Raw genomic sequence first — 13,799 nt, forward strand, 5'->3', positions numbered from 1 at the left:
ATTCTATAATAAACTCAACAAGTCCCACTTTATTATGCAGTTCTTAAAAAAAATTACGCTCCTTATAATTGTCTCATTATCAATAAGTAGCTACGCACAATCTGACATTGTAGACATTATCGTAACCTCATCAGACCACACAACACTCGTTACCGCCATAAAAGCTGCAGGGCTTGTATCAACACTTAAAGAAGATGGACCATACACCATATTTGCCCCTACTAATGAAGCGTTTGATAAACTACCTCCCAAACAAATAGCCACCCTTCTTAACCCAGAAAACAAAGCAACGCTCGCATCTATTCTGTCATATCACGTAATAGCCGGATCACTAACCGAGACAGAAATAATAAATAAAATAAATGTAGAAAATGGCAGTTTTATAGTACAGACAGTAAATGGCCAGCAACTCGTGGCTACCCTAAAGGATAATAAAATAGTAATCACAGATACAACGGGTCACACTTCTCTTCTCACTAAGACCGATATAAATGGGAAAAATGGCATCATACACGTGATAGATACAGTGCTAAAACCTAGCAACTAAAGTTTAGTTTAGTTGGAGGCCTCACGCGAGTGGGGCTTTTTTTACGCTTTCGCGAAAGCGTAATTATATCACATTCACCTCTGGAACAATCTTTATCCCAAACTTGTCCTCTACGGCCGCTTGTACTTTCATTGCAACTGCCCACACTTCTTGACCTGTAGCATTACCGTGATTTACGAGTACTAGAGCCTGCCTATCGTGTATACCAGCATCGCCAAAACGTTTCCCCTTAAAGCCTGCTTGCTCGATAAGCCACCCAGCGGGCACCTTAATTTGCTCATTGCCTATGGGATAATAAGGGATTTCTGTATGCACTTTTCTAAGTTGAGTAAACTGCGCTTGTGAGATCACTGGATTCTTAAAGAAGGAACCGCTATTCCCTATTTTCTTAGGATCTGGAAGCTTAGACTGCCTGATGGCTATAACAGCATCTGACACGTCTTTTAATGTAGGCGCTGTGATTTCTTTCGCTTTAAGCGTGTCAAAAATAGCACCGTAGTCAGTATTTATATTATGATTACTCTTTGTGAGTTTAAAGGTGACAGAGGTGATAACATAGGCATCTTTAAGCTCATTTTTAAACACCGAATCACGATAGCCAAAAGCACAATCTTCTAGCGTAAACACCCTCACCTCTTGAGTGTCTCTATGCACAGCCTCGCACTCATAAAAAGTATCTTTAAGCTCTACACCGTAGGCACCTATATTTTGCACTGGTGATGTACCTACATTACCAGGGATAAGCGATAGGTTTTCTACGCCACCTAGGTTATGTGCTACACAATAGAGTACAAACTCGTGCCAGTTTTCGCCACCAGCAACTTTGAGAAGTACTTCATTTTTTGAAAACGAATCATCTATAAGTGATACCCCTTTAATATCGAGATGTATCACAAGTCTATTTACATCTTGTGTGAGTAACATATTACTCCCTCCGCCTATAACAAAAGGATTAGGATATCTAGCATCTCCCAGCAACTCTTGCAATTGCTGTACAGAAGAAACGCTCGCAAAAAAGCGAGCGTTTACATCTATACCAAAGGTATTGTATGCCTTAAGCGATACGTTTTCTTGTACTGTCATTAATCTTGGTATTGTTCTAAAGCAGCTTTAAGAATAGTAACTGCCTCTTTAAGATGGTTTTCTTCTAGCACATAAGCAATTCTCACTTGATTAAGACCTACATTATCACTGCTGTAAAAACCTGCTGCTGGTGCAACCATAATGGTTTTTCCATCTAGATCATAAGACTCTAGTAACCACTGTGCAAAGGCATCTGCATTTTTTATAGGCAACTCTGCAATACAGTAAAAGGCACCTTTAGGTTTTGCCACTTTTACTCCAGGTATTGCTTCTAGTCCTGCTACAAGTGTATTTCTTCGTGATACATACTCTTCTATTACATCGTCAAAGTATGATTGAGGTGTGTCTAATGCCGCCTCAGATGCGATTTGTGCAAATGTAGGAGGACTTAAACGTGCTTGTGCAAACTTCATCGCTGTGCTCATAAGTTCTTTATTGCGACTTACGATACATCCTATACGAGCGCCACACATCGAGAAACGTTTTGACACAGAGTCTATCATAATAGTATGAGCATCTATATCACGCTGCTTCATCACTGAGTGATGCTTGTGACCATCGTAAGCAAACTCACGATATACCTCATCTGCAATAAGGAATAGGTCGTGTTTCTTTACAAGCTCTGCAAGCTGGCGTATCTCATCTTCTGAGTATAAATATCCAGTAGGGTTACCTGGGTTACAGATAACGATAGCCTTTGTTTTATCTGAGATTAACTTCTCAAAGTCTGATATAGGAGGCAAAGCAAATCCCTCTTCTAGTGTAGATATTACAGGTACAACCTTAACACCACTCGCCGTTGCAAAACCGTTGTAGTTTGCATAAAAAGGCTCTGGTATTATAATCTCATCTCCTGGGTCTGTAACAGATCCCATTGCAAATAATAAGGCTTCAGATCCTCCGGTAGATATGATAATATCTTCAGACGAGACATCTATACCGTGGTTGCTATAATAGCTAGCTAGCTTATCTCTATAAGACTGAAATCCTGCACTGTGACTATATGCTAAAACTTCAAGATCATTATTCTTTACGGCATCTAGCGCTACTTGTGGCGTCTTGATATCTGGCTGGCCGATGTTAAGTTGGTGAATTTTAATTCCTCTAGCCTTTGCTCCTTCTGCAAAAGGTACGAGTTTACGTATAGGCGATTGAGGCATTGCGAGCCCCTTCTTTGATATTGCTGGCATTGAATATTTTTTTTATACAAAAATGAGGAAATTATTGTGGTTTTTAAAACTAGAAGGAGGGTATTTTGCTTTCGCGAAAGCGCATAAAAAAAGACCGCTATAAAACGGTCTTTAGTTCCTTTGTTTAAAGTAATGTTACTCTCCAGCTTCTGGCTTTACTGTTCCTTTAATCTTAAGACTTTGTGGAACCTCAGATGCATTAGAATATATTGTTATAGTTCTTCTAATAGGCCCTTCTCGTTTTGTGTCATACTTTACTTCTATCTCACCTTTTTCTCCTGGCTGAATAGGACTTTCAGGTTTTTTAGGTATTGTACAACCGCAAGTAGAATATACTCTTGCTACGATAAGTACATCATCTCCTGTATTTGTAAACGTAAACTTACGCACACCGTCTGCACCATAGTCTATTTCACCATAATCTATAACTTCTGAATCAAAAGTGATTTCAGCTCTTTTCTCTTGTGCTTGAACGCTTACTACTAGAAGCATAGCGACAAATAAAAATAGTACCTTTTTCATAATTTTAAATATTTGAGGGAATTCAAATGTAGTCACAAAATACCTGCCTGCCAAAAAATGATATTAACATTAACACGTGACGATAACGTACATATGTGCCAAAAATAGCACGTAGACTATATATTAATCCTACTGTTATCCCTACTTTTGCTATCTATAAGACAATAATCAGACCAAACTATGAGCATAGCGTCAAAATATGATTCTACACAGGTAGAAGATAAGTGGTACAGCTACTGGATGGAGCATAATTATTTCCATTCTATACCAGATGATAGAGAACCATACACCATTGTAATCCCACCTCCTAACGTGACAGGTGTCTTACATATGGGACATATGCTTAACAACACGATACAAGACGTATTAATACGTCGTGCAAGATTACTAGGTAAAAATGCGTGCTGGGTACCTGGTACAGACCACGCATCTATTGCTACAGAGGCAAAGGTAGTTGCAAGACTTAAAGAGCAAGGCATCAAAAAATCTGACCTTACTCGGGAGGAATTTCTTGCCCACGCCTGGGAGTGGAAAGAAGAATATGGTGGCGTTATACTTGACCAACTTAAAAAACTAGGAGCCTCTTGCGACTGGGAGCGCACAGCCTTTACTATGGACCCAGCAATGTCTGAGTCTGTTATAAAAACATTTGTAGATCTTTATAATAAAGGATTGATATATCGCGGTTACCGTATGGTAAACTGGGATCCAGAAGCAAAAACCACGCTTTCTGACGAGGAGGTAATACACGAAGAGCGACAAGGCTTACTCTATTACATAAATTATAAACTAGAAGGATCTGAGGAGTTATTAACAATAGCAACTACAAGACCAGAGACTATTTTTGGCGATACAGCGATTTGTATTAACCCAAATGACGAGCGATTCACACATCTTAAAGGGAAGAAAGCCATTGTACCTATAAGTGGTCGCGTGATTCCTATTATAGAAGATGAGTATGTAGATCTTGAGTTTGGTACAGGTTGCCTTAAGGTAACACCAGCACACGATGAGAATGACAAGATGCTTGGTGACAAGCATAAGCTAGAAGTGATAGACATCTTTAATGATGACGCTTCTCTTAACAGTTTTGGGCTTCACTATGAAGGTCAAGATCGTTTTGTAGTGCGCAAGGCTATAAAAAAAGAACTTGAAGAACTGGGTGCTCTAGTAAAGACAGAAAACCACATTAATAAAGTAGGAACATCTGAGCGTACAAAGGCAGTAATAGAGCCTAGACTATCTGACCAGTGGTTCCTTAAAATGGAAGAGCTTGTAAAGCCTGCCATAAAAGCCGTACTTGAGACAGGAGATGTAAAGTTATTTCCTAAGAAGTTTGAAAACACCTACCGTCACTGGATGGAAAACATACGTGACTGGAACATTTCTCGCCAGTTATGGTGGGGACAGCAAATTCCTGCTTACTTCTATGGAGAAGGAAAGGAAGATTTTGTAGTTGCCGAATCTATTGAGGATGCTGTTACGCTTTCGCGAAAGCGTACCGGAAACGATTCCCTCACTGCCGAAGATTTACGCCAAGACGAAGATGCTATGGACACTTGGTTCAGCTCTTGGTTATGGCCTATGAGTGTTTTTGACGGAGTGCGTAATCCAGATAACGAGGAGTTTAACTACTACTACCCTACTAATGATCTTGTGACGGGACCAGATATTTTATTCTTCTGGGTAGCGCGTATGATCATAGCGGGATATGAGTACACAGATAAAAGACCTTTCCAAAATGTTTACCTCACAGGTTTAGTACGTGACAAGCAGCGTCGCAAGATGTCTAAGTCACTAGGTAACTCACCAGATGCACTAGAACTCATTAAAGAATATGGAGCAGATGGTGTGCGCGTAGGACTATTATTAAGTAGTGCTGCCGGTAACGACCTTATGTTTGACGAAGATCTTCTTAAACAAGGAAAAGGATTTATCAAGAAAAACTTGAGCGCCTTTAGCCTCATACAAGGATGGGAGATAGACGAGACTATCCCACAACCAGCACATAGTGCGCAAGGTATTGAGTGGTATACAAACCGTTTTAACCAAACACTTCTAGAGATAGAAGATCACTTCTCAAAGTACCGTATCTCAGACGCGCTTATGGCGAGTTACAAAGTGGTATGGAACGACTTCTGCGGGTGGTTACTAGAGATTATAAAACCAGCATACCAGCAACCTATAGATCGTAAGACCTACGATGCGGTAATTGCAGCTTTTGAAAATAACCTACGCATACTTCACCCATTTATCCCATTTGCATCTGAAGAGATCTGGCAGACGATTGCTACGCGTACTCCAGAAGAGGCTTTGATTATCAATAAATGGCCAGAAGGTGGTGCGGTAAATGAAAAAATTATTGCAGATTTTGACTACGCCTCACAAGTGATTTCAGGTATACGAACTATTAGAAAAAGTAAAAACATCGCTTTTAAAGACGCTATAGAAGTGCACGTTCTAAGCAATGAAGAAGTTTCTAGTGATTACAATAGTATCATCTCAAAACTAGGTAATGTGAGTGAGATCGCTTTCGCGAAAGCGCCACTAGACGGAGCACTATCTTTTAGAGTAAAATCTAATGAGTACTTCATACCTCTTGCGGGAGCTATTGACGTAGAAGCCGAAGTTGCAAAAATTGAGGAAGAACTTAAATACACAAAAGGATTCTTAATGTCAGTTTCAAAAAAGCTATCTAATGAGCGCTTTGTAAGCAACGCACCAGAGAAGGTGGTCGCTATCGAAAAACAAAAGATGGCAGATGCCGAAGCAAAAATAGAAGCGCTAGAAAAGCGACTGGCTAGTTTGTCTTAATAGACTTACATATATCACATAAAAAAGGCGTCTAAAATTATTTAGACGCCTTTTTATTTATGTTATTTTTCTTGTTAAAGATACTTCTTTGCCGCTTCTACATAAGCCTCCATTGCCTCATCTTCCGTCATACCCTTTACCTGAAGTAGTGCGTTGATTTTAAAAGCACTCACAAGCTCGTGTTCACCTTCATTATGACTAAAGGTGTTCTTTTGCGTAGCTTGTTTGTAAAGCGCATAAAACTGCAGCAATACATCTGGCGGAAATTCTTGAGAAGAATTACTCACCCTACGGAAGGCATCTTCAAACTCTTTATGAAGTACCTTCTTATCCATTATATTGATGCTATTACCGATTGCGCTCCTTTTACTACTTGATTAAGCTCTACGTCTAATTTTGTCCCAATAGGTAAATATAGATCTACACGAGAGCCAAAACGTATAAACCCACTATCTTCACCTTGCTGTACCATTTGCCCTTCTTCTGCATAATTAATAATACGCTTTGCTAGCGCACCAGCAATCTGACGATAAAGAACATCACCAAACTTTTCTGTACTTACCACCACGGTTGTACGCTCATTTTCTGTACTAGATTTAGGGTGCCAGGCTACAAGATATTTTCCTGGGTGGTATTTACTATATGCAATCTTTCCTCCAGATGGGTATCGTGTAACGTGCACATTAAGCGGCGACATAAACACAGAGACTTGAAGACGTTTATCCTTGAAGTATTCTGCTTCATACACCTCTTCTATTACAACCACCTTACCATCTACTGGTGATGTGATTACATTAGAATCTAAAGGCGCTGTACGATCTGGATTTCTAAAAAACTGAAGTATAAGATATAACAATACTCCGAGCACTAAAGCTATTATATAAAATAACCAGTTCTTCTCAAGAAACTTATTTGCAAGCAAGATAAGGCCTGTAAAAATCACTAATGCTATTACAATAATCTTATATCCTTCTTTATGGAACATAATCAAGTACAATTAAAAATAAGTATAAAAATGGTGCTGCAAATATGATACTATCTAACCTATCATATAATCCTCCGTGGCCAGGCATAATACGACCACTATCCTTCACTCCAGCCTGACGCTTAAGCTGTGATTGTATCAAATCTCCTAAGGTTCCAAAAACCGAAGTCACTAGAGCAATAGTAATCCACAACTTTAAACTTAGTAAGTCTGTAAAATAATAAAATAACAAACTCGCTAAGCAGCAAAACACAAGACCACCTACAAATCCCTCTATAGTCTTTTTAGGTGATATGCGCTCTAAGAGTTTGTGCTTACCAATACTCTTACCCACAATAAATGCAAAGGTATCGTTTATCCAGATTAAAGCAAAAACGCTTGCCACAAGAAGTGACGTATACTCTCCTCTATACGACGGTAATAATATGGTAAAAACCACACCACCCACGATATAAAATATAGTGTAAGCATACTTCTGAGAAACCGTAATATAACGCTCTGATGGGCGTATAAGGTTTTTAATGAGGTATAAGTTAACTGTGATAGTAAGCGCTAAAAATATAAGTGTTGCGAGCCTATCTAGTTTGAAATAACAAAAGACAGCTACACAAGCAAAAAGAAAAACATATGACAACAATGACTTAATACCCACAAGTTTTAAAAACTCAAATAGCACCACTACACCCAAACCTAAAAATACTAGGAGATAGGTGGTTTCTAATGAAAAAATAGCTAACAGTAACAGGGTGACATAAAGTAGCCCTGAGAGCGCTCGGATTAAAACTTCTCGCATACTAAAGATCTTCTAGCAAGAGTAGATATACATTTTTTGTACTACTACCATAGGTCATAAAATTCTTATCATTTCCTTTACTCTGAAAGTTTTTGATAGTAGTGATATTAGTAGGTATACCTCCTGCATTTCTGTTTTTTATGAGGCGTAATCCTTCACCTATAGTATTTACAATCTGGCTAGTTGTTCCAAAGACGATTACATCTTTTGGCAAATCGTGGAGTTTAAGTTCTTTAAGTTGTTTTGAACAAACTAATAAAGAACCATCATTTGCCACTAAACTCTCGCAAGTGGTCAAGAAGAATGAAGCCTCTCTATCTGTACCAAAATCCAAATTATAACCACCAAAAGCTTTCTTTAAATTACTATCTGTACAAAAGACATTACTTTCATACCAATCGTTTTCTAAAAGAATATTGTCAAAATTATCATTAATCTCCTCTCTATTAAGTGCATACAAAAATCGCCCTCCGTTAAGAATAAAGTTTTTTGTAAAACGCTCGTCTGCAGGAGTGTCTATGTCTGGCATATACTTACTGCGCGCTTCCTCTTCTTTATTCTGACGGGGGTTGTCAACGTTTGATGTACTTCCGAAGATTTTTCTAAATAGACTCATCTATAGGTTTTCTCAACTCTTTTGGTGTAATAGTCAAATATAAAAAATCTTGACTGAACCTTTGGCGCAATCAAGATTTTTTGACTTTTATAGTTAAAGAACGTGTCTAGCTCTTTAAACTACAGGTTCTACTTCGTCTTCTATTTTCCCGAAAGGGCGTTCTCCAAAAATATCTTCAAGATTATCCTTAAAGATTACCTCTTTTTCTAGCAATAACTCTGCTAATTGAGTGAGTTTGTCCTTTTCATTTGTAAGCAGGTCTATAGCGCGTTGATATTGTTCCTCTATAATATTTGAGATTTCTTTATCAATAAGCTCTGCTGTTTGCTCACTATATGGTTTTGTAAACCCATTATCAGACTGCCCAGTAGAATCGTAATAAGTAAGGTTACCTACTTTATCATTAAGACCGTAAACTGTCACCATCATTCTGGCTTGCTTTGTAACTTTTTCAAGATCACTAAGAGCACCAGTAGATATTTTATTAAAAATCACTTTTTCTGCTGCACGACCACCTAAAGCTGCACACATCTCATCTAGCATTTGCTCTGGACGTACGATTAAGCGCTCTTCTGGAAGATACCAAGCTGCTCCAAGAGATTGCCCTCTAGGGACAATTGTCACTTTTACAAGCGGCGCTGCGTGCTCAAGCATCCAGCTCACTGTTGCGTGTCCAGCTTCGTGAAATGCAATAGCACGTTTCTCATCTGGAGTGATTATTTTATTTTTCTTCTCGAGACCACCTACAATACGATCTACTGCATCTAAGAAGTCTTGTTTACCTACTGCCTTCTTGCTTTTACGAGCAGCGATAAGTGCTGCCTCGTTACACATATTTGCAATATCTGCACCAGAGAAACCTGGTGTTTGCTTTGCAAGAAAATCTACATCAAGCTCTTCATCAACCTTTTTGAGTGGACGAAGGTGTACTTCAAAAATTTCTTTACGCTCACGTACATCTGGAAGATCTACATAAATCTGTCTATCAAAACGACCTGCACGCATAAGTGCTTTATCTAATACATCCGCCCTGTTTGTTGCAGCGAGTACAATCACATTTGTGTTTGTACCAAAACCGTCCATCTCAGTAAGAAGTTGGTTAAGTGTGTTCTCACGCTCATCATTACCTCCAGAAAAATTATTCTTTCCACGAGCACGACCTATTGCATCTATCTCATCTATAAAAATAATAGCTGGTGATTTTTCTTTGGCTTGTTTAAAGAGATCACGTACACGTGATGCCCCTACACCTACAAACATCTCTACAAAGTCAGAACCTGATAGTGAGAAAAATGGCACTTTTGCCTCTCCTGCTACTGCTTTTGCCAGCAAAGTCTTACCAGTACCTGGTTGCCCTACAAGCAATGCTCCTTTAGGAATTTTACCACCTAAGCTTGTATACTTTTCTGGATTTTTTAAGAAATCTACAATCTCTTGTATTTCTTCTTTTGCACCTTCAAGACCTGCTACATCCTTAAATGTAGTTTTAATATCTGTTTTCTCATCAAAGAGTTTTGCCTTAGACTTCCCTATGTTAAAGATTTGACCTCCTGGGCCTCCTCCTCCTCCAGAAGACATACGACGCATAATGAAAATCCACAACCCAATGATTAAGATAAATGGTAAGAAGCTAGCAAGTAAACCCCACATATCTCCCTCAGTCTCGTATGACACACGTGTATCAAGACTGTTTGTATCTATAATCTCATTTATATCATTTTCAAAGTTTTGAAGATCCCCTATCTCAAAGCGATAGTCTGGCGCTCCTGCTGCTGGCTTAAAGAATCCAGTACCACGCCCTTTGTTATGAACTTCTTTAGACTCTGCTTCCTTAGTTAAATAAACTTTTACAGAATTTTTATTTACAATTTCTACACGCTCTACATCACCATCTTGTAGGTATTGCTCAAATTGATATAAAGATGTCTTTTTTGCCTCACCTATACCAGTGCTACCTGTAAGCATACTTATAGCAATAAAAATCACTACGATAAGACCATAAATCCAGTATGAACTAAATTTAGGTTTATTTGGCGGCGTGCCGCTATTTTTCTTTTCTTCTTTAGCCATTTAATAATTTTTAGTAATTGGATGGGATTGAAGTAATCTTTGCATCTCCCCAGAGGCTTTCTATATCATAAAACTCACGAATGTGTTTTTGAAATACGTGCACAACTACGTTTACGTAATCCATAAGTACCCACTCTTGGTTTTCTGTACCCTCTATGTGCCACGCTTTTTCTTGCAGGGCTTTACTTGCAGTTTTTTGTATAGAGCTTACTATCGCCCCTACTTGCGTGTTTGAAGTACCGTCACAAATGATAAAATAATCACAAACCGTATTTTCTATCTCTCTAAGATCTAGTATATCAATATTTTGACCTTTCACATCTTCAATTCCCTCAACAATTTTCGCTATCAATTGATCTGTGTTCTTTTCCTTATTTGCCATTAAATTCTTTAATTTACACAAAGTTATTACAAATTTACATTACTCTGCGGTCTTAACACAAGTTTAGACTAGGTGTTTTCCATATGCGCATAGACAAACTCCATACCATCGACTCTACAAACAGTTACCTCAAACGTATTTCTAAAGAAGAAGATGCGCAAGAAGACATCGTGGTATGGGCGCTTGAGCAAACTGCCGGAAGAGGCCAAATGGGCACCACCTGGAGCGCAGAAAGCGGTAAAAACCTAACCTTCAGCGTTTTTAGAAAAGTAAAGCGCATTACAATAAGTGAGCAATTTTATGCACTTATGGCAGCTTCACTAGCTGTAAAAGATGTGCTTTCAAAACTTTTGATTAAAAATGTACGTGTCAAGTGGCCTAACGACATATTGACAGATAACGACAAAATATGTGGTATTCTCATAGAGAGTGTCATAAAAAGAGGAAAACTAGATGCTATGATTCTAGGTGTGGGTCTTAATGTAAATCAAACCGAATGGAAAGACACGCCTAGAGCAACCAGCATAAAAGCAAGAACTGGGATACACTTTGATCTAGAAGAAATCTTATCTATGCTCCTCACCCAGTTTCACCATTATGTAGATTTACTCATAAAAGGAGAATTTGAAACTATAAAAAGGGACTACGAGGCACATCTCTTCAAAAAAGACAAACCTGCTACATTTATAGCTTCAGATGGCACACAATTTGTCGGTATCATAAAAGGAGTTTCTGAGACCGGTAAGTTAATTTTACTCCAAGAAGATGAAGTTGTAAATGAGTATGATTTAAAAGAAATACAGTTACTGTATTAGTATTGCGCTTTCGCGAAAGCGTAACACCTCTCATTTCTTTATTTACTATCTTTGTAACGCTTGAAAAAATGCTATGCAAGAAGAACTAACAATTAGAAAACCAGAGCGAGTTGCAAAGCCAAAATGGCTACGAGTAAAACTCCCTACAGGTAAGAAATATACAGATCTACGTAGTCTTGTAGATAAATACAGTCTTAATACCATTTGTACATCTGGAAGCTGCCCAAATATGGGTGAGTGCTGGAGTGAGGGTACCGCGACCTTTATGATTTTAGGTAATGTATGTACACGCTCTTGTGGTTTTTGTGGTGTAAAAACTGGAAGACCAGAGCAAGTAGATTGGGAAGAGCCAGAAAAAGTGGCTCGTTCTATAAAACTTATGGACATCAAACACGCGGTAATTACGTCTGTAGACCGTGATGATATAAAAGATATGGGTACCATAATCTGGGCAGAAACTGTGCAGGCTATAAGACGTATGAACCCTAACACAACACTTGAGACTTTAATTCCAGATTTTCAAGGAAGAGAAGATTTACTTGACAGAATTGTGCAAGTAGCTCCAGAGGTGGTGTCACATAATATGGAGACGGTAAAACGTCTTACACGTGAGGTACGTATACAGGCCAAATATGAGCGCAGTCTAGGTGTATTAAAATATCTTAAAGATAGTGGCATAAAAAGAACTAAGTCTGGTATTATGCTAGGCCTAGGAGAAACTGAAGAAGAGGTGATACAAACACTCAAAGACCTGCGTGCTGTAAATCTTGATATTGTAACCATAGGTCAATATCTTCAACCTTCAAAAAAACACCTCCCAGTAAAGCAATTTATTACTCCAGACCAGTTTCAGAAATACGAAAAAATAGGTCTAGAGATGGGATTCCGTCACGTAGAGAGTGGTGCTTTAGTGCGCTCATCATACAAGGCTCAGAAACACCTTACCTAGATTTATGTCAAAGCTTAAAATTGCTATAAACGGTTTTGGACGTATAGGAAGAACTGTTTTTAGACTCATAGAGCAACATCCAGATATGGAAGTAGTTGCAATAAATGATATTGCAGATGCAAAAACGCTTTCTCACTTACTCAAATACGATAGCATACACGGTGTACTACATAAAGAGATAAGTGCTGGACAAAGCTCTATACATATAGACAGTAAGGAAATACCATTATATAACGAGAGAGATATAAGCAATATACCCTGGAGAAACACCTCGCCAGACATTGTTATTGAAAGTACTGGAAAATTTAAAGAAAGAGAGGACCTACAGAAACACATTACCGCGGGTGCTACTCGTGTTATATTGAGTGTTCCTCCTGTAGATGAAGATATACCTATGATAGTGATGGGAGTAAACCATCAAGATATAAAAACAACAGACACCATAATATCTAACGCCTCTTGCACAACAAATAATGCTGCTCCTATGGTGCAGATTATAGATGACTTATGTGGTGTCGAGCAGGCTTACATTACCACAATACACTCTTACACAACAGATCAAAGCTTACACGACCAACCGCATAGAGATTTAAGGAGAGCTCGCGCAGCAGGACAGAGCATTGTACCTACCACAACAGGAGCTGCAAAGGCACTTACAAGCATCTTCCCTCATCTATCTGACGTAATAGGCGGTTGTGGTATACGTGTACCTGTACCTAATGGGTCACTTACAGATATCACTTTTAATGTAAAAAAAGATACCACTATTAAAGAAGTTAATGATGCTATGAAGACAGCTGCAAACGGCAGACTTAAAGGCATTTTATCATATACAGAAGATCCCATAGTATCTATTGATATCGTAGGAAACAAAAGCTCCTGCACTTTTGACTCTCAGATGACCTCTGTGATAGGAAAGATGGTTAAAATAATAGGCTGGTATGATAATGAAATGGGATATTCGAGCAGATTAGTTGACTTAATACTTTACATTTCTACAAAATAATTTATCTTGCAGAAAGATTTTTAGAAT

14 protein-coding genes are annotated in these 13,799 nt (G+C 38.5%); 5 read left to right on the plus strand and 9 right to left on the minus strand.

What is annotated here, in order from left to right:
• Positions 1-34: 34 nt before the first annotated feature.
• Positions 35-547: a fasciclin domain-containing protein gene (locus Q0948_RS03430; protein WP_298347714.1), complete on the plus strand. Its 513-nt coding sequence runs from the start codon at positions 35-37 to the stop codon at positions 545-547.
• A gap of 63 nt (positions 548-610) precedes the next feature.
• Here the strand turns inward: Q0948_RS03430 and murB are convergent, their stop codons facing one another.
• From murB to Q0948_RS03445, 3 genes are all read right to left on the minus strand, one after another.
• Positions 611-1,630, minus strand: coding sequence for a UDP-N-acetylmuramate dehydrogenase (gene murB, locus Q0948_RS03435; RefSeq protein ID WP_298347712.1), 1,020 nt, complete (start codon positions 1,628-1,630; stop codon positions 611-613).
• The gene (locus tag Q0948_RS03440; RefSeq protein ID WP_298347710.1) at positions 1,630-2,820 is read right to left on the minus strand and encodes a pyridoxal phosphate-dependent aminotransferase; all 1,191 of its coding nucleotides are present in this window, start codon (positions 2,818-2,820) and stop codon (positions 1,630-1,632) included. Before Q0948_RS03440 ends, murB begins: the two co-directional genes overlap by 1 nt.
• Positions 2,821-2,955: 135 nt before the next feature.
• Positions 2,956-3,342 (minus strand): DUF1573 domain-containing protein, encoded by a 387-nt coding sequence (locus tag Q0948_RS03445; RefSeq protein ID WP_298347708.1) that lies wholly within the window; start codon positions 3,340-3,342, stop codon positions 2,956-2,958.
• 180 nt (positions 3,343-3,522) lie between these two features.
• Between Q0948_RS03445 and Q0948_RS03450 the strand changes: the two genes are divergently transcribed.
• On the plus strand, positions 3,523-6,156 hold the full coding sequence (locus tag Q0948_RS03450) for a valine--tRNA ligase (RefSeq protein ID WP_298347706.1): 2,634 nt from the start codon (positions 3,523-3,525) through the stop codon (positions 6,154-6,156).
• Positions 6,157-6,230: 74 nt separating this feature from the next.
• Here the strand turns inward: Q0948_RS03450 and Q0948_RS03455 are convergent, their stop codons facing one another.
• From Q0948_RS03455 to rsfS, 6 genes are all read right to left on the minus strand, one after another.
• Entirely contained in the window at positions 6,231-6,491 is a 261-nt protein-coding gene (locus Q0948_RS03455; protein WP_021778295.1) for an acyl-CoA-binding protein, read from the minus strand.
• The gene (locus Q0948_RS03460; RefSeq protein WP_298347703.1) at positions 6,491-7,141 is read right to left on the minus strand and encodes a phosphatidylserine decarboxylase family protein; all 651 of its coding nucleotides are present in this window, start codon (positions 7,139-7,141) and stop codon (positions 6,491-6,493) included. Before Q0948_RS03460 ends, Q0948_RS03455 begins: the two co-directional genes overlap by 1 nt.
• A complete protein-coding gene (locus Q0948_RS03465) occupies positions 7,131-7,934 on the minus strand; it encodes a phosphatidate cytidylyltransferase (protein ID WP_298347701.1) in 804 nt (267 codons plus the stop codon). The genes Q0948_RS03460 and Q0948_RS03465 overlap by 11 nt, the downstream gene beginning before the upstream one ends.
• A gap of 1 nt (position 7,935) precedes the next feature.
• Entirely contained in the window at positions 7,936-8,550 is a 615-nt protein-coding gene (locus Q0948_RS03470; RefSeq protein ID WP_298347699.1) for an LUD domain-containing protein, read from the minus strand.
• A gap of 114 nt (positions 8,551-8,664) precedes the next feature.
• The gene (ftsH, locus tag Q0948_RS03475) at positions 8,665-10,620 is read right to left on the minus strand and encodes an ATP-dependent zinc metalloprotease FtsH (protein ID WP_298347697.1); all 1,956 of its coding nucleotides are present in this window, start codon (positions 10,618-10,620) and stop codon (positions 8,665-8,667) included.
• Positions 10,621-10,630: 10 nt separating this feature from the next.
• On the minus strand, positions 10,631-11,002 hold the full coding sequence (rsfS, locus tag Q0948_RS03480) for a ribosome silencing factor (RefSeq protein WP_035325363.1): 372 nt from the start codon (positions 11,000-11,002) through the stop codon (positions 10,631-10,633).
• 83 nt (positions 11,003-11,085) lie between these two features.
• Here rsfS and Q0948_RS03485 point away from each other — a divergent pair, with 83 nt between their 5' ends.
• The 3 genes from Q0948_RS03485 (at position 11,086) to gap (ending at position 13,772) form a co-directional block, all read left to right on the plus strand.
• The gene (locus Q0948_RS03485; protein ID WP_298347694.1) at positions 11,086-11,817 is read left to right on the plus strand and encodes a biotin--[acetyl-CoA-carboxylase] ligase; all 732 of its coding nucleotides are present in this window, start codon (positions 11,086-11,088) and stop codon (positions 11,815-11,817) included.
• A gap of 73 nt (positions 11,818-11,890) precedes the next feature.
• Positions 11,891-12,766: a lipoyl synthase gene (gene lipA / locus Q0948_RS03490; RefSeq protein ID WP_298347693.1), complete on the plus strand. Its 876-nt coding sequence runs from the start codon at positions 11,891-11,893 to the stop codon at positions 12,764-12,766.
• A 4-nt stretch (positions 12,767-12,770) separates the two neighbouring features.
• Positions 12,771-13,772, plus strand: coding sequence for a type I glyceraldehyde-3-phosphate dehydrogenase (gap, locus tag Q0948_RS03495; protein WP_298347691.1), 1,002 nt, complete (start codon positions 12,771-12,773; stop codon positions 13,770-13,772).
• The last annotated feature ends 27 nt before the right edge of the window (positions 13,773-13,799 follow it).

The sequence above is a fragment of the uncultured Dokdonia sp. genome (assembly GCF_947496725.1).
Lineage (GTDB): Bacteria > Bacteroidota > Bacteroidia > Flavobacteriales > Flavobacteriaceae > Dokdonia.

Bases quoted from the DNA above. Each gene is read 5' to 3' on its own strand.
- Q0948_RS03430 (WP_298347714.1), top strand. From the start codon at position 35: ATGCAGTTCTTAAAAAAAATTACGCTCCTTATAATTGTCTCATTATCA.
- murB (WP_298347712.1), bottom strand. From the start codon at position 1,630: ATGACAGTACAAGAAAACGTATCGCTTAAGGCATACAATACCTTTGGT.
- Q0948_RS03440 (WP_298347710.1), bottom strand. From the start codon at position 2,820: ATGCCAGCAATATCAAAGAAGGGGCTCGCAATGCCTCAATCGCCTATA.
- Q0948_RS03445 (WP_298347708.1), bottom strand. From the start codon at position 3,342: ATGAAAAAGGTACTATTTTTATTTGTCGCTATGCTTCTAGTAGTAAGC.
- Q0948_RS03450 (WP_298347706.1), top strand. From the start codon at position 3,523: ATGAGCATAGCGTCAAAATATGATTCTACACAGGTAGAAGATAAGTGG.
- Q0948_RS03455 (WP_021778295.1), bottom strand. From the start codon at position 6,491: ATGGATAAGAAGGTACTTCATAAAGAGTTTGAAGATGCCTTCCGTAGG.
- Q0948_RS03460 (WP_298347703.1), bottom strand. From the start codon at position 7,141: ATGTTCCATAAAGAAGGATATAAGATTATTGTAATAGCATTAGTGATT.
- Q0948_RS03465 (WP_298347701.1), bottom strand. From the start codon at position 7,934: ATGCGAGAAGTTTTAATCCGAGCGCTCTCAGGGCTACTTTATGTCACC.
- Q0948_RS03470 (WP_298347699.1), bottom strand. From the start codon at position 8,550: ATGAGTCTATTTAGAAAAATCTTCGGAAGTACATCAAACGTTGACAAC.
- ftsH (WP_298347697.1), bottom strand. From the start codon at position 10,620: ATGGCTAAAGAAGAAAAGAAAAATAGCGGCACGCCGCCAAATAAACCT.
- rsfS (WP_035325363.1), bottom strand. From the start codon at position 11,002: ATGGCAAATAAGGAAAAGAACACAGATCAATTGATAGCGAAAATTGTT.
- Q0948_RS03485 (WP_298347694.1), top strand. From the start codon at position 11,086: ATGCGCATAGACAAACTCCATACCATCGACTCTACAAACAGTTACCTC.
- lipA (WP_298347693.1), top strand. From the start codon at position 11,891: ATGCAAGAAGAACTAACAATTAGAAAACCAGAGCGAGTTGCAAAGCCA.
- gap (WP_298347691.1), top strand. From the start codon at position 12,771: ATGTCAAAGCTTAAAATTGCTATAAACGGTTTTGGACGTATAGGAAGA.